The organism is Actinopolyspora sabaoui, assembly GCF_051225635.1.
Taxonomy (GTDB): Bacteria; Actinomycetota; Actinomycetes; order Mycobacteriales; family Pseudonocardiaceae; genus Actinopolyspora.
The window spans coordinates 422,652-441,623 of the sequence record NZ_JBMIHH010000005.1 but is presented as its reverse complement, the minus strand read 5'-3'; the positions used below and the strand labels follow the sequence as shown (position 1 = coordinate 441,623).

Sequence of the window (18,972 nt, the reverse complement as noted above, 5' to 3'; positions counted from 1 at the left end):
ACGAATCACCTCGTTGAGCTCGGGGTGCGATCATCGGCGAGTCCCGACGAATTGAGCGGCGACAGGCGAGACGACGAAAAGCCACCGATCGAACACGGTACGACACAACCCGCTCACGCCACTCTCGCTTCCACTGAACGGAAGCCCGCTGCCTCAATTCACGAACGGGACTGAGAGGCTGAATCGAACGCAGCCTAGAAGGGGAGGTTGGAATGCGCACCCAGGTCGCGATCGTGGGAGCAGGTCCAGCGGGCATGCTGCTGTCTCATCTGTTGCACCTGCAGGGAATCGAATCGATCGTGTTGGAGCGACGCAGCCGCGAATACGTACAGCAACGGGTTCGGGCGGGCGTGCTGGAACAGGGCACCGTCGACGTACTGCGGGAAGCGGATGTGTCCGAACGGCTGGACCGGCAGGGGCATCCGCACCACGGAGTGAACGTGCAGTTCGACGGGGAACGGTTGCGTATTCCGCTTTCCGAACTCACCGAGGGGCGGAGCATCACCGTCTACGGCCAGCAGGAGGTCGTCAAGGATCTGACTGATCGGCGGGAGCGCGACGGGGGCCGGCTCCACTACGAGGTCTCGGACGTCTCGATCGAGGGACCCGACACCGAGCAACCGCTCGTACGGTTCACGGCGAACGACGGGACGAACCACGAGATCCGCTGTGACTTCGTGGTCGGCTGCGACGGTTTCCACGGCGTCTCCCGTAAGACGATTCCGGAAACGGTCCGAACCGACTACGAGCGTGTCTACCCGTTCGGTTGGCTCGGGATCCTCGCGGAAGTCCCGCCATCCAGCGAGGAACTGATCTACTCCAACCACGTCAACGGATTCGCGCTGCAGAGCCTGCGTTCACAGGAGCTGAGCAGGATGTACCTGCAGTGCGATCCCGACGACTCGATCGAGAACTGGTCCGACGAGCAAATCTGGGCCGAACTGCAGACCAGGTTGGGAACTCCCGGCTGGGAGCTGCGGGAAGGGCCCATCATCGACAAGAGCATCAGCGCGTTGCGCAGTTTCGTCACCGAGCCGATGAGCTACGGCAGGTTGTTCCTGGCGGGAGACTCGGCACACATCGTGCCGCCGACCGGCGCGAAGGGACTGAACCTCGCCGTGGCCGACGTGGCACGGCTAGCGCGGGCCATGAGCGACTTCTACAGCGGCAACGGCACCACCGGACTCGACACCTACTCCGAGGACTGCCTACGGCGCGTGTGGCGCGTGCAGCACTTCTCCTGGTGGATGACCTCGATGACCCATCGGTTCGACGGGCCGGACGCGGCCTTCGACCGGCGGCTGCAACGCTCGCAGTTCGACTATCTGCGGACCTCGAAAGCGGCGGCCACCACACTGGCGGAGAACTACGTGGGGCTTGCCTCGGTCTGACGACCACGGCGACGACCGCGGCCACCCGACCTCGGGCCGCGGTCACCGCCCGGCGAAAGCAGCCCGAGCGAACGGCTTCTTCGCTCCCAAGATCACGTATCACTATCCGCACCTCGGGCATTCGGGCGGCCCGCCCCCTTGCGGCGGGATGGTGGGACCACCGCACGTCGGACACATCGGTGACATAACTCCTGCTCCCGGCACACCTCCACACGGTTCACGGCCGCGGAACTCCCGCTGTGGAACTCGATTCGCACCACCCCGCCCCGCGGGAGGCGAGTACCGCCTCGTCCCGTGAAGCCCCGTGCCCGACGGCATCCCACCCGCGGCCGGACACGAGGGCACCCCTGTGGTGCCCCTCGGACCACGCCGCTCGACACACCGCGCTCCGCACGGGCTTTCTTCCTCACCGCTTCCTACCGAAGCTGAACCATCGCGGTCGCTCGACCACGTCCGCGTGACAGAAGCGATATCGGCCGCCGGGACGGAAACCGTTCTCCGTTGAATCGGTACAGCATCCCGACACGACACCGATCACCGGGTGGTCACGCACAACGGTCACGGCGTGTTCAGCCCACTCCCCCATTCGACTGTATTCCCACCGCAACCTTTTGACAGTCGTATCCTCCGCCTATCAGCATTTTTTTACATGTGCCAGAAAGTTCCTGATATGGAGGTCGTACGGAACGAAATCCGCGAGCGGGGTCCACGGGAACGAATCGAGACCGGCCGAACCTTCGATCAGAGTTCCAGGAGCTTGTGGTGATCGATTCGCGGGAACCCCGAGTAAGCAGCGGGCGGGGCCTGCGGCCCCTGCTGCTGTCCGGACGCACGTGGGCGGCGACGCTCTATCCGCTGAGCTATTCCGTGGTCGGCACCCTGTTGTTCAGCCTGGTGCTGGCTAGCGTCTTGGTCGCCGCGACCCTGAGTATCGTGTGGGTGGGACTCCCACTCCTGGTCGCCGTGGCGGTGCTGGTCCGGGGGTGCGCTGCGATCGAACGATGGCGCGCGTTGTTGGTGACGGACTTCGTTCCGGCCGTTCACCGTACGGTTCACGGCCGTGGAATCATGGCGCAACTCAAAACCAGGTGGTCGGATCCGGCCACTTTTCGTGCCTGCGGTTACCTGCTCCTGATGTACGTGCCGTTGCTGATACTGGACACCGCGGTCGTGGCACTCTGGTTGTCCGTCGTCGGAATGGTGACAGTTCCACTGTGGTTCTGGGCGATCCCCCAGAACGGTGGCCACGGAGTGATGATCGGCTATCGTCCGGAGGCGCCGAACACCACGAGTTTCGCCTTCGGCGACGGCTCCTTCGGGCTGTGGATCGGCGATCTGCCCACCGCCCTGTTCGCAGCCGCGTTATTCCTGGTCCTAGCCTTCCTGCTGGCACACCTGGTGGTCGCCGTGTCCGGATTGCACGGCAGAGTAGTGCACTCGCTGCTGGGGCCACCCGCCGATCCACTGGAGACCGCCAGGCGGACACTTGACGAACCCGGTCCCCTCCACGAGGGGAGGCCTTCGGAAGCGGGAGGCCCCGGTGGTACCGGCAATCGGTGAACGAGCTCCCCGTTCGGGACACCCGCGAAGCACCGGGAAAGTCGATCCGACGAGAAACCGCCCGCGGAGGTGAAATCTGAACAGCGAGGAGCTGCTGAACTTCCTTTCGGCGGTGGGACACTCCCACCGGCTGCGCGTCATCGCCGCGCTTTCCAACGGTCGGGTACACGTGAGCGAGCTCGCCCGCAATCTCGGGCTGTCCCGGCCGTTGCTGTACATGCACCTGGACCGGCTGGAGAAAGCGGGACTGGTGCGCGGCCGACTGGAACTGTCCCCCGACGGCAAGGCCATGAAGTATTTCGAGCTCGTCGACTTCGGGCTACATCTGACCCCGGAAACCGTCATAGCGGCTCTGGACGCCGACGAGCGGGAAACCGGGGACGAATGAAGGGATCGGAGCATGAGCGGCGCCGTGACTGCCATCCTGATCGTGCTGATCGCCGTCGGCGGACTCACGACAGCAGTTGTCACCTATTTCCGGCTACAACGGCACCGGACCGACGCCGTGGCCATGGCGAACTACCGCAAGCTCGCCGAGGAGGCGGTGGCTCGTCAGGAGGCGGTGGAGAATCGGCTGCGGGAACTCGACTCCAGACTCGCGGAGATCGAGCGGATGCTGCGCAGCATCGATTGAGGTCTCTCGGAGCGGGACGAGCAGTGCACGGGACAGCCACCACACGCGTGAGGGTCCTCGACAGACCACCACTGGACCCTCACGCGTCGGACTCTCGGTGGGACGGGTGGGACTTGAACCCACGACAAGACGAATTATGAGTTCGCTGCTCTGACCTGCTGAGCTACCGCCCCGTTACAGGCGCTGCCGATCATACCGGCCACGTCCTCCAGTATGACCGCCGGGTCGGCCGGACGGTACCACCGGACGAAAAGGGCCGGCGCACCACGGCGGTGCGCCGACCCGGTGTTGTCGAACACTGGTCCGTTCTCGGCGAGCCCGTTGGCAACGAGCCCGCTCTCAGCGAGCGATGAAGGTCGCGATGTCGAACGATCCGGTCAGCTGGCCGACAATGACGATGCTGGCCAGCAGCGCCCCGATTCCAGCGACGGTCAGCACCGCGAGCATGACCAGGTAAACCATTGCCTTCAATGGTTTGGGCAGCCGCGTCACAGCCGAGAGATCCGGCATTGACAGCTGCCTAGGGTTCTTACCGATACCAGGTGCGGACATGATATCTCCCCCGTCCTCTGCGATCCCCTGTCATATTCCGCCGTCCCGGGGACGAAGAGCGGCGGAACCGCGTTGTGTATCAGCGGCAACGAAATCGATCGCGTCTTTCAGCCTACCGAGGGCCGAAAATCGACCATGATCGCACGATGAAGCCCTGAGCTGCACAGACATCGAGTACGGAGTTTTCCGTACACCCGGATGATCGCCAACGGAACATGGATCGTTACCGGAGCCTGACCTCGCCGACACCAAACCACACCTTCAGGTGAAAATGTCGACCTCGGCCGTTCAGGAACCGCCACTCGGGAGGCCGCCTCGCGGCTCCACCGGATACAGCGAAGGGACCCGAGGAGGTACTCACCGAACGTCGGGCTTCGACCACCGGTATCCGCCGCCATCGTACCGGGAATGATCGGAACTATCGAGAAGATCGAACGGTTGATTCGTGATTCCCGGGAGCCAAGGCAGCACTCCCGGCCCGGCACCCCGGCCCAGCACTCCCGACCCGGGCCCACTGGTTCGGCGTTCCACCCTGGGACCCGCGGAACCAGGGACTCGCGCAACCCGATCGGTCGTCCCACTGTGATCGCCTCGTGCCGTCTCGGACAGCGGGTACGGCATTTCCGCGTAACGTGCGCCACCGTCTCACGAGACATTCGGATCACGAAGGCATTCCGAAAAGACCTCGTTCCAGCCGTAATGTGTCGTGACACACATTTGGCGAGCCGCGCGGCCACCTTCGAAAGAATCAACGAAAAAAGCCCGAATCCGGCGAACGGATCGGGCTTCATCTGCTCCCCCGGCTGGACTCGAACCAGCAACCTTTCGGTTAACAGCCGAATGCTCTGCCATTGAGCTACGGAGGAATGTTTTATTTTCCGCAGCGCCGTTGCGCTGACAACGACAACTCTAGCGCATCCCGTGAGACCTCTGAACACCCCCTCCCCCTCACAAGGAAACGCCTGGCCAGAAGCTCGATTTCGACAAGCGAGCGGGAGGAGCCGCCGATAGGGCAGCCGGAGCCGTCGCCACGGGCCGGTAAGCCACTCGCGGTCCCGGCGCGATTCCCACGTCGAGTTCGGGCAGCGACAACGTGAGGTTCCCAGCCCCGCATTCCGAAACGACCACTCGCCGCACCGAGGGGCTCATTCTTGCGAACAGCTCCTACATCGAGCGCTCACGCTGCTCGACGAAGGCCGGCTACGTTCCCGGACACCGCCTTCCGCGCCCCGGCCGAAAAAGCAACAGTACGAGCGTGCTGTCTCCACTCATTCCGGGCCGCGAAACGGAAACCGCGGGCTCACTCATCGCTTTCGGCCACGTTCCCCAGCCGGCGGGCCACTTCCCGCGTGTACTCGACAAGGGCGGCCTCGTCCGTCCCCGGATCGGCCCTGACCTGTAGTACGGTCCCATCCCGTCCGGGCACACTGCGACGCACGAACCGTGCTCCGCCCACGCCGGGGAGTTCACGGTACTGGGTGGATCGGATGGAGCGTGTCACCCTGCTGTGCACCACGTCCGGCAGTTTGCCCGCGGCGTTCAGCCGGAAATCACGCCGAGGTCGGTCCCGGAGGAGCACCGCGCCGTCGATCCACTGCCGCTCGTCGGCCTCGACGATTCCGATCACCCCGTCCTGCCAGCGCACCTTGCTCAGCAGGTGCCAGCCGACCCGACGCGCACCCGGCTCCTCCGGCAGCCACAACCCGTGGTTGGTGGCCACCAGCGGCCCGTGCGTGCCGCTCGCGGTGGCCAGCACACGCTCCGCACCCTCCAACTCACCGTCGAACCCGGTGGGCAACTCGTGCGCTCCGGTGAACAGCGCACGCACACGTCCGAGCAACGAAGTCATACGACACCGTCCGCGGCCTGTTGCTGCAACGATCTGTGATACTGCTCCAACGCCACCAGATCACCGAACAGCGCGTGGTATTCCTCGGCGTTTTCCAGCGGAGACAACCGCTGGACCCGCGACTTGATCTCGTCGATCTGGCGAGCCACCATCCGTTCGCGGAGTCTGGCGAGCACCCCACCGACGTAGCGGTGGTCCTGCTCGGACTTGGTGTCCGGCGTCTCCACCGCGAGTTGGGAGAGCAACCTGGTGGATCCCTCGTCGGGACACTGCGCCCGCACCGCTTCCATCAGGGTCGAACCGGCCAGCCCCGACTGGGTGCCGCCCGCCTTGAGCAGGGCGGTGTGCAGTTTCGCGTAACCCGACTCGGTGAATGCCTCTTCGGGCAACGAGTCGTACACCGGCCCCGCCAGCGCGGGCATCTGCAGCGCTGCCTTCAGCGCCTCCCGCTGCGACCAGCGCAGCTGATCGTGCCGTGGAGGACGTTCCGGCAGCCGTTCCCCGGCCGGTTCCGACTCGGATTCGGCACGCCGCTGCTTCTTCCCCCGGCGGTTCCCGTTCGAGGTCTCCCCGGAGTACTCCCGCACCCGGCGTACCACCTGGTTCTCGTCGTTCCAACCGGTCCAGCCGGAGAGCTGCACGGCGTACCCGTCCCTGCTCGCGGGATCCTTGATACGCGCCACCAGCGGTACGGTGCGGCGGAGTGCGGCCACCCGACCGTCCACCGAGTCGAGGTCGTAGCCGTCGAGCAGGCTGCGGATGGCGAACTCGAAGAGCGGACGTCGCCGCGCCACCAGGTCACGGACCGCGGCGTCACCGCTGCGCTGTCGCAGCTCGCAGGGATCGTCCCCTCCCGGTGTGATGGCGACGTAGGTCTGCGCTGCGAACCGCTGCTCGCCGTCGAAGGCTTTCAGTGCCGCGTTCTGCCCCGCCTCGTCACCGTCGAAGGTGTAGATGACCTCCCCGCGGAAGGTGTCGTCGTCCATCATCAGCCGACGCAACACGGAGATGTGCTCGTCACCGAAGGCGGTGCCGCAGGAGGCGACCGCCGTGGGAACCCCTGCGAGGTGCATCGCCATCACGTCCGTGTAGCCCTCCACCACCACGGTCTGGTGGCGCTTGGCTATCTCGCGTTTCGCGAGGTCGATGCCGAACAGCACCTGTGACTTGTTGAAGATCGGGGTGGCCGGGGTGTTGATGTATTTGGCCTCGATCGGATCATCGTCGAAGATCCGACGTGCCCCGAATCCGACCACATCGCCACCGAGGTCCTTCAACGGCCATAGCAACCGGCGGTGAAACCGGTCCATGGGGCCGTGCCTGCCTTCCCTGGACAACCCCGCCTTGTAGAGTTCCTCGGCCTCGAAACCCTGGTTGAGCAGGTACTTGGTCAGCCGGTCCCATCCGCTCGGGGCGAAACCGCAGCCGAATTTGGTGGCTGCCTCCGCACCGAACCCCCGTTCGGTGAGGAACTCGCGGGCCTGGCGCGCCTCCTCGGAGCGCAGCCGCTCGGCGTAGAACGCGGCGGCGAGCCGGTTGGCTTCCACGAGCCGGGCTCTGGTCCCGGGTTCGCGACGACTCGTCGGGTTGCCGTCCTCATAGCGCAGTCTTACGCCGGAACGGTCCGCGAGCCGCTCCACCGATTCGACGAAACCGAGGTGCTCGGTCTTCATCAGAAAGGCGATGACGTCACCACCCTCACCGCATCCGAAGCAGTGAAAGGTCCCGTGATTGGCGCGCACGTTGAAGGAGGGGGTCTTCTCGTCGTGGAAGGGGCACAGCCCCTTGAACGCGTCCCCACCGGAACGGCGCAATGCGACGTACTCACCGACGACATCGTCGATCCGGTTGCTCTCGCGTACTTCGGCGATGTCGCTTTCCCGGATTCGTCCCGCCACGGGCCCAGTCTAGATGCACGCGCTCACGGGAGCGCTGACGGTGGCGTCGCACCGGGTTGGCACGCCGTTCGACAGCGCTCGAACCGTCGAGCACCGCACGGGATCCGGGCGGCCTCGGCGGCACGGCGCACAGCCGAAAAGGATTCTCAGCAGGGCAACAGTGGATTGTTCGGGCACAATCGCGGTGTGCGATCGGTGGAGGAAGCTTTCACGGCGGACTCGGACAGCCCGCACGCACGGCTGCTCGGTCTCGCCTACCGACTCACCGGCAGCATCGCCGACGCGGAGGCGGTGCTGCGGCAGGCACGAGCGCGGTTCGCCGGACCCGGAAGCGAGAAGGATTCGCCCGGTCATTGCACGAACGACGAGTTGAGCGGCGCGGTGGGCAGACTGTCGGTGGATCGCGCGCTCTCGGGGGCGGCGCGCCGGGAACACTACGTCGGCCCGTGGCTACCCGAACCGATAGTCACCCTGGAGGAACCGGTACGGCTCGTGGACCCGTTGGCACGGATCACCCGGGCCGAGGACGTGCGCATGGCGGCGTTGCGGGTGCTGCAGCAACTCACTCCGGAACAACGGATCTCACTGGTGCTGCACGAGAACTTCGGGGTGCCGTTCGAGGAGATAGCCGGAATGCTCGGCTGCACGAGCACGACCGCCGGACAGTACGCCGCCCGCGCACGGCGAATCATGATCGAGGCACGACCGCCCCGCCGTGTGCCCGCCACCGAGCAGCACGAACTCGTCGCGGCGATGCTCGCCGCGCTGGCGGCGGGGGACCAGTGGCGGCTGGCACGCCTGCTTCACCCGCACGTGAGCGTACACGGCGACAGTGACGGCAAGGCCCGCACGGCCTTGCGACCGGTCCACGGGCGGGACAAGGTGACCCGTTTCCTGTTCAGCCTGATGCGCAAGTACCCGTCCCCCACCCCGTCGAACGTTCGTTCGGTACTGGTCAACGGGGATCCGGGGTTGCTGCTTCCCGGAGTCTCGAGCGGAAACGTGCCCAGCGATTCGGTGGTGGTGCGCGTGGTGGGATTCGCGGTGCGGGACGGGTGCGTCGCGGAGATCCACGACATCGTCAACCCGGACAAACTGACCGGGATCTCGCGCTCGAATCTCTCCGGTTGAGTCGCTGTCGGCGGCCGAAACTCCCCGAATCGGTGGGGCCTGCCGGGATCATTGGGGCCTGCCGGGATCATTGGGGCCTGCCGGGATCGGTGATCCTCGCCAGGAAGTGCACTACCCCGCTCCGCCGGTGGCGAAGCAGGAACAGGAACGGCCGATCCACTCGTACTCGAACGGGATCGTCGAACAACGAGGTCAACCGCATCATCACCGCGGTGGCGGCCGCTCCTTCCACGCCGTGCTCGTCGACCCGCAGCACGGCCTCGTGCAGGGCGGTGGAGATCCGCAGTGGTCGCGGGGTCAGTGACGCGAAGTCAGCGGCGGGCGTGAATGCTTGGCGCACTCCCAGATCCGCCAACGGCTCGTCCAGCTCGCCGGAACCGGAGACGGCGAAGCGCGGCATTCGGAGTTCGACCGGGCACGGTTCGACCGCTTCGAGCAGCCGGAGCAGGGTCTCGTGGTCGAGCGCCGGTTCCGCGGTGACCAGCTCCGCGTCGGGCAACAGCACGAACGCGTCGAAGCCCCCTGCCAGTCCCGCCCGCACGACCTGCCAACCGTGGCGATGGGCGTAGCCGAGTCGAGCACTCACCCGCATGAGAGATACCGGTAGTTCCCCGGCCGGAGTACGGAAGGAACCGGTCCTCGTCTCGTTCGGATCGAAGACCTCCTGCCACGGCGCCTTCAGGTACAGCGCGTTGACCAGCGCCGCGACAGTGTCCGAGTTCACCGCTCCCGGTTTGACCAGGTCGGGAATCAACTGCCGGGTCACGTCCGCCACGTCCTGGTTGATCCGTTCCCGTGCCCGTTCCGGGGCCTCCCGGAACGGGACGGCGCGAATCGCCGCGCCGAACCGCTGTTCGAGCGCCGCCGGGGAGCCCGTTTCGAGCGGTAGTCGCTCGTCGACCCACAGCCGGTTGACGATCGCGAGGGCGACGCTGTCCCGGGGTTCGACGCTGTCCCGGGATTCGACCTCGGGGTAGGCGGCCGTGTGCAGCGAGTCGACGAACTCTGGGTCGGCGGGATCCACTCCCAGGGCCTCGACGACCTCGGCTCGGGTCCGTCCCCGCGTGATCTCCGCGAGCAGTCCCAGGGTCGCCGTCACCGAGTACGGGGACCAGCAGTGGTTCTCTCGGGGATCGGGGGTGAGCCGCCGGTGCAGCCACCACAGGAATCGCAGTTCGGTGTTCACCACGACGCGGCACTCCGATCGGTCTCGCGAGGCGCTTACCGGAGGCGAGTCTGCCAGGGAGGGACCGCACCGGGCGAGCCTTCGGAGGGATTCCGCCGGTCGGCCCGTCGGGCGGCCGAGACGGCGGGAGGCTACTGGCCCAGCGTCTCCTCGATGTCGGCCAGCCCCATCAGGCGGAGCTCCTGGGCGATGTAACCGGCCGCGCGTTCGGCGGCGGGATCCTGCCAGCGCAGGTCCGTCACCCAGTCGGCGACATTGTCCGAGTTGATGTAGGGCTCGCCGTCGACGACGACCTTTTGGATGTGATGCCGATTCACGTCGTTGGACATCGAGTCTCCTGGCGGCTTATCGGGGGCTGCCGCAAATTTTCACACGAAAGTTGGAATCATGACCAGTGAAAATCACGCTGCGTATTAGCGTGCACCAACAGCTGCGTTTTACGCCGCCTTGTCTGACATAAGTCACACTGAATAACCGGTTTTGGTCACCCAACGTGCATGCCAGGACACCGCCTGGGCGTCGGTGAACGAGGCCACCTGATCGAGCACGGCACGCATTCGGCCGCAGTCGTCGGTGGCGACCTGCCAGGCGACCCGTGCCGCCGGAGTCAACGAGGCGGGCGCCTCCCGCAGCAGCACGGTCACCAGCTCGGTGAGGATCCGGCGCTGGGACTCCTGCAGCCGCAACCGCTCCGGATCGCTCATGACGTAACGCAACGCCATGGCCTTGAGCACCGCCACCTCGGCGGCCACCTCTTCCGGCACCACCAGATCGGCCGCGTAGCGCGTCAGCGGACCGGTCCCGAACTCCGACCTGGTGGCTCTCACCGCCGCGGCGACGAACCGTCCCACCAGTTCACTGGTCAGCCGCTTGAGCGCCACCTGCGCGGTGACCGAACCGTCGTAGTCGAGCACGGCCGCGAGCGCGGGGTTCGCCACCAGTTCGGAGGCCGCCGTCTCCAACGCTCCCGTGGCAGGCGCTCGTGGCCGGCGGAAGTACTTGCCCGCGATACGCAGGATCTCCCCGCGTTCCTCGGGATCCAACAGGGCACGCGGTGCGATCCGACCGGTGTGCACCCCGTCCTCCAGGTCGTGCACCGAGTAGGCGACGTCGTCGGCCCAGTCCATGATCTGGGCCTCCAGGCAGCGTGTCCGGGACGGCGCTCCCTGTCGCAGCCACCGGAACACGGTCGAGTCCGACTCGTAGACCCCGAACTTGCCGTACCCGTCGTGCGGCAGCGGCCAAGGGTACTTCGTGGTTGCGTCCAGGCAGGCACGGGTGAGGTTGAGACCGCACTCGGTGCCGTCCGGAGCCACCAGTTTGGGTTCGAGTCTGGTCAGGATCCGCAACGTCTGCGCGTTGCCCTCGAAACCACCGCAGCCCGCGGCCAGCTCCGCGAGGGCGTCTTCCCCGTTGTGTCCGAACGGCGGATGACCGATGTCGTGGGCCAGCCCGGCGGTGTCCACCACGTCGGGATCGGTTCCCAGCTCCACCGCGATGGCGCGACCGATCTGTGCGACCTCCAGGGAGTGGGTGAGTCTCGTCCTGGGGACATCACCCTCACCGGGCCCCATCACCTGAGTCTTGCCCGCGAGCCGCCGCAGCGCGGCCGAGTGCAGCACGCGCGCACGATCGCGCGCGAAAGGCGCACGTGGCAGCGGCTCCCCACCCGTCGCCTCGGAGACCTTGGGGGACTCGTCGACCAACCGCTGCAGATCGTGCTCGGTGTAACCCGGCAGCCGGAGTGCGGACATCGACCACAGCCTACGGAACGGACCCGACAACACGCCGCGAACGAGCCGGGAGGTTCCGCACAACGGGCCACCGCGAGGAACGAGTCGACGAGACTCCTACCGCTAGCCGAGTCCGTAGCCGGTGACGTCGGCAGAGGCGTGCATGACGCGGTAGAACAGCGTCGCGGCCGCCTCACGCAGGATGTAGGCGCTCCGTACGTCCTCGGTCGGCCCGCTCCTGGTCGGCGAGACCATGGCCCGTAACCCCTGGTCCTCGGCCATGATCCTGCAGCGCCAGGAGTGCCAGGGGTCGCTGACGATCAGTGCCGAGTCCCAGTCGCGGCGCTCGGCGATCCCGGAGACAGCACGGATGCTGCGCAGCGTGTCACTGCCGACCTCGGCCTCCACCACGGCTCCCGGTGGCACCCCTTGCTCGACCAACCACATGCTGCTCGCCTGGGCCTCCGTGTAGTTGTCACCGGCCTGGTTTCCGCCGACAGTGACGATGTGCTCGGAGAGCCCGCTCCGGTAGAGCTCTAGCGCGTGCTCCAGCCTGCTGCGCAACACCGGGGAGGGATCCCCGTTGTACTGCGCGGCCCCGAGAACCACGATCATGTCGGCGCTGTGCCGTTGCTCCACGAATGCGACCTGCCAGACCCGGAAAGCGGTACCACCGAGCACCAGCGAGGCGACCAGCAGCGCGCCGAGGACTGCTCTGGTGATCCAGACGGTGATGCGTCCACGGCGCCCTGCCTGACCGGTTCCGGGGTGATGGGTCACGTCACGCATCGTTGCAGATCCGCCACCGACCACGCGCGAGCCCCTGGCTCAGCAGCCGACCAGGCGGGCCGCCAGATACGCCTCCAGCTGGTCGATGGCCACTCGTTCCTGCTCCATCGTGTCGCGTTCGCGCACCGTCACCGCGTGGTCGGACAACGAGTCGAAGTCGACCGTGACGCAGAACGGAGTACCGATCTCGTCGTGCCTGCGATAGCGCCTTCCGATGGCACCCGCGTCGTCGAAGTCGATGTTCCAGTTGCGGCGCAGCGTGGCCGCTACGTCCCGCGCCTTGGGGGAGAGATCGGCGTTCCGCGACAGCGGCAGTACCGCCACCTTGATCGGGGCCAGCCTGCGGTCGAGTTTGAGCACCACGCGCTTGTCCACCCCACCCTTGGCGTTGGGGGCCTCGTCCTCGCGGTAGGCGTCGACCAGGAAGGCCATCAGCGGCCTGCCGAGCCCGGCAGCGGGTTCGATCACGTAGGGACGGTAGCGGGAGTTGCTGGTCTGGTCGAAATACGACAGGTCCACGCCGGAATGGTTGGAGTGAGTGGTCAGGTCGAAGTCCGTCCGGTTCGCGATGCCCTCCAGCTCACCCCACTCGCTGCCGCTGAAGCCGAAGCGGTACTCGATGTCGACGGTCCGCTTGGAGTAGTGCGAGAGCTTTTCCTTGGGGTGTTCGTAATGGCGGATGTTGTTCGGATCGATGCCGAGCCCGGTGTACCACTCGGTCCGGTTGGCGATCCAGTACTCGTGCCAGGACTCGTCCTCACCCGGCTCGACGAAGAACTCCATCTCCATCTGCTCGAACTCGCGGGTGCGGAAAATGAAGTTGCCGGGAGTCACCTCGTTACGGAACGACTTGCCTACCTGGCCGATCCCGAACGGCGGTTTCTTGCGCGCCGTGGTCATCACGTTCAGGAAGTTGACGAAGATGCCCTGAGCCGTCTCCGGGCGCAGATAATGCAGTCCCTCCTCCGAGTCGACCGGCCCCAAGAAGGTCTTGAGCAGGCCGTTGAACATCTTCGGCTCGGTGAACTGGCCGCGGTTCCCGCAGTTCGGACAGGGAACCTCGGAGAGGTCGCTGTCGTCGACGTCCTTGCCGGTGCGCTCGGCGTACTCCTCGGCGAGCTGGTCCGAACGGTGCCGGTGGTGGCAGGCGGTGCACTCGACCAACGGATCCACGAACTCCTGCACGTGTCCGGACGCTTCCCAGACCTCGCGCGGCAGGATGACCGAGGAGTCCAGGCCGACGACGTCGTCCCGCCCCTGCACCATGCTGCGCCACCACTGGCGCTTGATGTTGTCCTTGAGCTCCACCCCGAGCGGCCCGTAATCCCATGCCGACCGGGTACCGCCGTAAATTTCGCCGCTCGGGTAGACGAAGCCACGACGCTTGCACAGATTCACGATCGTTTCGATCTGGTCGGTGGGCACGCTCACTCCACGCTTGTCGCTGGTTGCTCGGGCTCCGGCCGATGAAGTCGGTTCGGCACTCGACGAATCGGCCGGGCTGGTCCCGCGGATTCCCGACGGTGAGTTTCCCAGCGTACCGAGGCAGCATCGAGGACGGCGCGGCCCCACCCCGCAGTGGCGACACCCGCGACCTCGGCTGCGCCCGCCGAAGTGGACGACGCCCGTAGGATGGACGGTGTTCCACGACCAACTCGCGACGAGGCGACGAAAGGATCCCTTCGGCCCCCACACTGCGCCGCGTGTGCCTCGGAGGACTCGTACCGCCGTTACCGGCGGACGGTCGGTCATCACGCGGTAGTGCCGCTGATCACCTCTCATGAGTAACGACGAAGAGCACTCCGGCGAACGAGCCGAACCGGCCACGGTCCCCGCCGGTGACCCGGACACCCTTACCGAGGCGGGTGAGTTGTTGCGGGCGCTGGCCGCACCGGTGCGGATCGCCATCGTGCTGCAACTGCGCGCGGGAGAACGCTGTGTGCACGAACTCGTCGATGCGCTCGCCGTGGCCCAGCCGCTGATCAGCCAACATCTTCGGGTGCTGAAAACGGCCGGTGTGGTGCGCGGTCGCCGCAACGGGCGCGAGGTGGTCTACCGGTTGGTCGACGAGCATCTGGCACACATAGTCGTGGATGCCGTAGCCCACGCGGAAGAGGATTCGGAGGACGATAACCCCTCCACGGTGACCGCGTCTTAGCGGGTGACCCGATTCGCCCGAAGGCTCGTCGACCGCTCCGGAACGGAGCGGACACGCGAGCCGCGAGAACGAGAATCCACTTACAGCCCCCTACCCACCCGAGCAGAAGACGGAGAAAGCGTGACCTCCAGCGAGCGTCCCTCGGCCGCGATCCCGGGCCTGCGGTCCACCAAACAACGGGCCGCCGTGTCGCGTCTGCTCAGCGAGATCGACGATTTCCGCTCCGCGCAGGAACTGCACGAGCAGCTGCGGCACCGCGGGGAGGGGATCGGACTGACCACCGTCTACCGGACACTGCAGTCGCTGGCCGACGCGGGTGAGATCGACGTGCTTCGCAGTGACTCCGGGGAAGCCGTCTACCGGAAGTGCTCCACCGACCACCACCATCATCTGGTCTGCCGGTACTGCGGCAGAACGGTCGAGGTGGCGGACCCCCCGGTGGAGGACTGGGCGGAACGGATCGCCACCGAGCACGGGTTTTCCGAGGTGGACCACACCGTCGAGATAATCGGCACCTGCTCCGAGTGCGGAGTCTGATCTCCGCCGAGTCGAGCGGCCCCATCCGCGGCGGGACCAGCCCGGGGGTCGAAACCGCGAGCGAACCCTCCCGCCCTAGGAGAACGTACCGACCGGGCGATCATGCTGCCGGGGCACCGCAGCGAGGAACCCGGTCACCGGCACGAGGAGCCGCTCAGCCGGGATCACCGAACCCGGTCACCGCCTCGGAGCCGAACGTCTCGGCCAGTTCCCCCCGCAGCTGCGATCCACCGGAAACCACGAGCATCAGCAACGTGGCCAGCGGCTCCTCGGCCATCCCGTCGGCGGGGAACGCATAGCGCAGCGTGAGATCCATTCCCCCCTCGTTGCGCACCACCCCGAGCGTGCCGAACATGCCCTGACCGGCGCGTTCGGCCACCCAACGGGCTATCGCGTCATCCTTGGGCAGGTCCCAGGCGACCACGCAGGTCAGACTCAGCACGGTCAGTCCCTCGGCCAGACGCATCGCCTGCAACGCGCACGGCGTGCCGGAGTGCAGGAAGGTCAGCGCGCCGTCGTCGTCGACCCGTACCTCGTAGTAGTTCTCCAGGGCGCGTTTGGCCACTGTCAACAGGTCGGCCGTCCCAGCGGCTTCACTCGACATCAATGTTGCTCCCCATCGGGCTCGGCCTGGCTCGAATCCTGCTCGGTTCGGTCCACCGCACCGCCGAACCGACGATCACGGCGCGCGTAGGCGGCGCAGGCGTCCCAGAGGTGAGTGCGGTCCACGTCCGGGAACAGCGTGTCCTGAAAGACCATCTCGGCGTAGGCGGACTGCCAGAGCATGAAGTTGGAAGTGCGGCGTTCGCCGGAGGGACGGATGAACAGATCCACGTCCGGCATCTGGGGCTGGTACAGGTGGCGTGCCACCGTACGCTGGTCCACCTTGTCCGGATTGATCTTGCCCGCCGCCGCGAGTCGGGCGATTTCCCGCGCCGAGTCGCCGATCTCCGCGCGTCCCCCGTAGTTGACGCACATCGTCAGGTTCATGACCTGGTTCTCGGCGGTACGCCGTTCCGCGGCCCGTAGCTCGTCGACCACACTGCGCCACAGCTTGGGCCGCCGACCCGCCCAACGCACCCGCACACCGAGTTCGTCGAGCTCGTCCACCCTGCGGTGGATCACATCCCGGTTGAAGCCCATCAGGAACTTGACCTCGTCGGGACTGCGTTTCCAGTTCTCGGTGGAGAAGGCGTACAGCGACAACCACTGCACCCCCAGCTGGATCGCCCCGCGTGTCAGTTCCAGGACCACCGCCTCACCGCGTTTGTGTCCCTCGATACGCGGCAGACCGCGCTCGTTCGCCCATCTGCCGTTGCCGTCCATGACCACCGCGACGTGGTTGGGCACCAGCTCCGGTGGAAGTGAGGGGGGTTGTGCTCCGGAGGGATGCGGGTCGGGCGCCCGTAGGTTCGGCGCTTCCCTGTCCCGCCCGCGGCGTCGCAGCATCGGTGGGTCCCCTTCGTGGTCGCTGGGCCGAGTCCTTCCCGAACCGTCGCCCATTCTCGCGAACGCGACGGCACTACCCGCCCAGTGGTCGGCCGAACCGGATGGCGGGCCCGTCGTCCAACGGCAGGCGTGTCATCCCCATCGCACGGTAGAACGCGTGAGCGGCGGCGTTGGTGGCCCGCACACCGAGCTGCACCCCCGGCGAGCCGGCCTGTTCCAGCGCGGTGAACAGTGTACGCAGCAGCGCCGCGCCCAGTCCGTTACGGCGGGCTCCGGAAAGCACGTTGATGTGCAGGTGCGAAGGATAGCTCCCGGAATCCGGCAGCAACATCCGCAGCGGCCGGTGCAGCAGCAGCCGCAAGTGCTCGTCGGCCTCGTCGGAGTGTTCCTCACTCCCGGTGAGCGGATGACTGGCCGTGAACGCCGGGCTCCACTCCCGCTGCCAACGTTGGTAGAACTCGGTCGAGTCCAGCGCCGCCACCACGTAACCGAGCGGTTGTCCCGAGATCTCGGCCAGAAAGCACAGTCGTGGTTGCAGCGCGAGATAGGGACCCGCGAAAACGTGTGCCATCAGTTCCGGATCACGCAGAATGTGACGCGAGTGTTCCCCCGCGTCCCCCGTGGCCACACAGATCCGGCGTACCGCCACGGCGTCCTCCGGGCGACAGGGACGGACTATCACGACTTCCCCGGTCCGGTGGCGGAATCGGGCTGTGCCGATTCGGCCTGTGCCGAGTCGGACTGGGACGGGCCTCGCTGGTCCGCTCCGAACGGAGTGGCGTGCTCGACCGGGTCATCCACCCCGATCGCACGTTGTCGGATGAGCTCCGGCACGGGGTTCGACGAGTCGCGTTCGCGCGCCTCGGAAGCAGCCGCTGCGTGCCGCTCGACCAAAGGCAATGAGCGCAGCCGATGCTCCAGATGCCACTGCAGGTGTGCCGCGACCAACCCGCTGGCCTCGCCGCGTACGGCCTCACCGGACTCCTCCGCCACCGCCCACTCACCGTTGAGCAGGGCGTTCAGCAGTCGGATCGTCGTGGTGGCCGGACGAACCGCGCCCGTGGGCCTGCACTCGGCACAGATCGTGCCTCCCGCGGCCACGCTGAACGCCGGGTGTGGCCCGGCGAGACCACAACGAGCGCATTCACCCAGCGCCGGGGACCACCCCGCGAACGCCATGGCCCGCAGCACGAAGGAGTCCAATACCAAGGAGGGATCCCGATCCCTGCCGCTGAAGGCACGCAGCGCCCCAACGGTGAGCAGGTACACGCGCAGCACCGGTTCGTGTTCCTCAGCGACGATGCGGTCGACGGTCTCCAGCGCGGCGCAGGCCGTGGTGTAGCGCCGGTAGTCGCCGACTATCCCCATCCCGAAAGCGTCCAGCGTCTGAACCTGGGTGATCACGTCGAGCGTTCTTCCGGTGTGCAGCTGGACGTCCACGTGTGCGAACGGTTCCAATCTGGCGCCGAACCGGGAACCGGTGCGGCGCACTCCCTTGGCCACGGCGCGGACCTTGCCGTACCGCCGAGTCAGCAGCGTGACGATCCGGTCGGCCTCGCCGAGCTTGCCCACACGCAGCACGACACCGACATCCCGATACAGGCTCACGTTCGCAGTATCCCATCGCGGGAACTCAGGTGGACAGCGTCGTCAGGGGCGGAACGGGAATGTTGCGGAGGATCGTCCACAGCAGTAGCCCCACCCCCAGCAGGTACGCGCACGCCACCCCGCCGCGGCCCGCGGGCCAGAGCCGCCGTGTGCTGCCCAGCTCGAAACGTGCCCCGGCCACGAACAAGGCCAACGCGACCGGGGACAACACCAGCAGTGCGAAAGCGTTGAAATCCAGGGCGAGCAGCGGATCACCCGCCAGCAACGCCCGGAGCATGCGAGTACCCCCGCACATGGGGCCGTCCAGGCCCAGCGTCTTGAACGGGCACGGCGGCCCGACGGGTGAGATCAGCAACACCGCGGCGACGGCGCCGAGACCTACGGCGACCGAAAGCGTGCGGAACGGCCCGAACCGGCGGGACGCGAATCCCGTCCCCAAGAATCACCTCCGGGAAGTCCCTGGCTGGGCACGCGTGTCCGACGGCATGCGCACCGCC

General features: G+C 66.6%; 20 protein-coding genes and 2 tRNA genes. 7 read left to right on the top strand and 15 right to left on the bottom strand.

All coding sequences use genetic code 11. The annotated features are described in order from the left end of the window. Positions 1 to 212 precede the first annotated feature (212 nt). The 4 genes from pobA to ACOQFL_RS12030 all read left to right on the top strand — a co-directional run bounded on the left by pobA (position 213) and on the right by ACOQFL_RS12030 (position 3,585). Positions 213 to 1,391: a 4-hydroxybenzoate 3-monooxygenase gene (gene pobA / locus ACOQFL_RS12045; RefSeq protein WP_435544211.1), complete on the top strand. Its 1,179-nt coding sequence runs from the start codon at positions 213 to 215 to the stop codon at positions 1,389 to 1,391. A 762-nt stretch (positions 1,392 to 2,153) separates the two neighbouring features. Further along, positions 2,154 to 2,951: a sensor domain-containing protein gene (locus ACOQFL_RS12040; protein WP_435544210.1), complete on the top strand. Its 798-nt coding sequence runs from the start codon at positions 2,154 to 2,156 to the stop codon at positions 2,949 to 2,951. 112 nt (positions 2,952 to 3,063) lie between these two features. Continuing rightward, the gene (locus ACOQFL_RS12035; RefSeq protein WP_435544209.1) at positions 3,064 to 3,339 is read left to right on the top strand and encodes an ArsR/SmtB family transcription factor; all 276 of its coding nucleotides are present in this window, start codon (positions 3,064 to 3,066) and stop codon (positions 3,337 to 3,339) included. A 12-nt stretch (positions 3,340 to 3,351) separates the two neighbouring features. Further along, positions 3,352 to 3,585 (top strand): hypothetical protein, encoded by a 234-nt coding sequence (locus ACOQFL_RS12030; RefSeq protein WP_435544208.1) that lies wholly within the window; start codon positions 3,352 to 3,354, stop codon positions 3,583 to 3,585. Positions 3,586 to 3,683: 98 nt separating this feature from the next. Here ACOQFL_RS12030 and ACOQFL_RS12025 read toward each other — a convergent pair. The 5 genes from ACOQFL_RS12025 to dnaG form a co-directional block, all read right to left on the bottom strand. Further along, a tRNA-Ile gene (locus ACOQFL_RS12025) sits at positions 3,684 to 3,758 on the bottom strand. Between the two features lie 166 nt (positions 3,759 to 3,924). After that, positions 3,925 to 4,095: a hypothetical protein gene (locus tag ACOQFL_RS12020; protein WP_435544207.1), complete on the bottom strand. Its 171-nt coding sequence runs from the start codon at positions 4,093 to 4,095 to the stop codon at positions 3,925 to 3,927. Between the two features lie 836 nt (positions 4,096 to 4,931). Next, a tRNA-Asn gene (locus ACOQFL_RS12015) sits at positions 4,932 to 5,003 on the bottom strand. Positions 5,004 to 5,437: 434 nt separating this feature from the next. Further along, positions 5,438 to 5,986, bottom strand: coding sequence for a hypothetical protein (locus ACOQFL_RS12010; protein WP_435544206.1), 549 nt, complete (start codon positions 5,984 to 5,986; stop codon positions 5,438 to 5,440). Further along, entirely contained in the window at positions 5,983 to 7,884 is a 1,902-nt protein-coding gene (gene dnaG, locus ACOQFL_RS12005; RefSeq protein WP_435544205.1) for a DNA primase, read from the bottom strand. The genes ACOQFL_RS12010 and dnaG overlap by 4 nt, the downstream gene beginning before the upstream one ends. 186 nt (positions 7,885 to 8,070) lie before the next feature. On the opposite strand from dnaG, the gene sigJ reads away from it, so the two are divergent. Beyond that, positions 8,071 to 9,015, top strand: coding sequence for an RNA polymerase sigma factor SigJ (sigJ, locus tag ACOQFL_RS12000; protein ID WP_435544204.1), 945 nt, complete (start codon positions 8,071 to 8,073; stop codon positions 9,013 to 9,015). 67 nt (positions 9,016 to 9,082) lie between these two features. On the opposite strand, the gene ACOQFL_RS11995 is transcribed toward sigJ, so the two are convergent. The 5 genes from ACOQFL_RS11995 to ACOQFL_RS11975 form a co-directional block, all read right to left on the bottom strand. Continuing rightward, positions 9,083 to 10,201 (bottom strand): serpin family protein, encoded by a 1,119-nt coding sequence (locus ACOQFL_RS11995; protein ID WP_435544203.1) that lies wholly within the window; start codon positions 10,199 to 10,201, stop codon positions 9,083 to 9,085. A 131-nt stretch (positions 10,202 to 10,332) separates the two neighbouring features. Next, a complete protein-coding gene (locus ACOQFL_RS11990) occupies positions 10,333 to 10,530 on the bottom strand; it encodes a hypothetical protein (RefSeq protein WP_092630596.1) in 198 nt (65 codons plus the stop codon). A gap of 132 nt (positions 10,531 to 10,662) precedes the next feature. After that, complete coding sequence (locus ACOQFL_RS11985) at positions 10,663 to 11,955, bottom strand: deoxyguanosinetriphosphate triphosphohydrolase (RefSeq protein WP_435544202.1); 1,293 nt, start codon at positions 11,953 to 11,955, stop codon at positions 10,663 to 10,665. A 102-nt stretch (positions 11,956 to 12,057) separates the two neighbouring features. Then, positions 12,058 to 12,723, bottom strand: a complete 666-nt coding sequence (locus ACOQFL_RS11980; RefSeq protein WP_435544201.1) for a YdcF family protein — start codon at positions 12,721 to 12,723, stop codon at positions 12,058 to 12,060. A gap of 39 nt (positions 12,724 to 12,762) precedes the next feature. Further along, complete coding sequence (locus tag ACOQFL_RS11975) at positions 12,763 to 14,148, bottom strand: glycine--tRNA ligase (protein ID WP_435544200.1); 1,386 nt, start codon at positions 14,146 to 14,148, stop codon at positions 12,763 to 12,765. A 355-nt stretch (positions 14,149 to 14,503) separates the two neighbouring features. Between ACOQFL_RS11975 and ACOQFL_RS11970 the strand changes: the two genes are divergently transcribed. Together ACOQFL_RS11970 and ACOQFL_RS11965 are read left to right on the top strand one after the other, a co-directional pair. Beyond that, complete coding sequence (locus ACOQFL_RS11970; RefSeq protein ID WP_435544199.1) at positions 14,504 to 14,881, top strand: ArsR/SmtB family transcription factor; 378 nt, start codon at positions 14,504 to 14,506, stop codon at positions 14,879 to 14,881. A gap of 120 nt (positions 14,882 to 15,001) precedes the next feature. Next, on the top strand, positions 15,002 to 15,418 hold the full coding sequence (locus ACOQFL_RS11965) for a Fur family transcriptional regulator (protein ID WP_435544198.1): 417 nt from the start codon (positions 15,002 to 15,004) through the stop codon (positions 15,416 to 15,418). A 154-nt stretch (positions 15,419 to 15,572) separates the two neighbouring features. Here the strand turns inward: ACOQFL_RS11965 and ACOQFL_RS11960 are convergent, their stop codons facing one another. The 5 genes from ACOQFL_RS11960 to ACOQFL_RS11940 all read right to left on the bottom strand — a co-directional run bounded on the left by ACOQFL_RS11960 (position 15,573) and on the right by ACOQFL_RS11940 (position 18,914). Next, complete coding sequence (locus tag ACOQFL_RS11960) at positions 15,573 to 16,022, bottom strand: hypothetical protein (RefSeq protein WP_435544197.1); 450 nt, start codon at positions 16,020 to 16,022, stop codon at positions 15,573 to 15,575. Then, a complete protein-coding gene (locus ACOQFL_RS11955; protein WP_435544196.1) occupies positions 16,022 to 16,867 on the bottom strand; it encodes an isoprenyl transferase in 846 nt (281 codons plus the stop codon). Before ACOQFL_RS11955 ends, ACOQFL_RS11960 begins: the two co-directional genes overlap by 1 nt. 73 nt (positions 16,868 to 16,940) lie before the next feature. Next, the gene (locus ACOQFL_RS11950; protein ID WP_435544195.1) at positions 16,941 to 17,549 is read right to left on the bottom strand and encodes a GNAT family N-acetyltransferase; all 609 of its coding nucleotides are present in this window, start codon (positions 17,547 to 17,549) and stop codon (positions 16,941 to 16,943) included. Beyond that, positions 17,546 to 18,475, bottom strand: coding sequence for a DNA repair protein RecO (gene recO / locus ACOQFL_RS11945; RefSeq protein ID WP_435544194.1), 930 nt, complete (start codon positions 18,473 to 18,475; stop codon positions 17,546 to 17,548). Before recO ends, ACOQFL_RS11950 begins: the two co-directional genes overlap by 4 nt. A 25-nt stretch (positions 18,476 to 18,500) precedes the next feature. Then, on the bottom strand, positions 18,501 to 18,914 hold the full coding sequence (locus tag ACOQFL_RS11940; RefSeq protein ID WP_435544193.1) for a DUF2752 domain-containing protein: 414 nt from the start codon (positions 18,912 to 18,914) through the stop codon (positions 18,501 to 18,503). Positions 18,915 to 18,972: the final 58 nt, after the last annotated feature.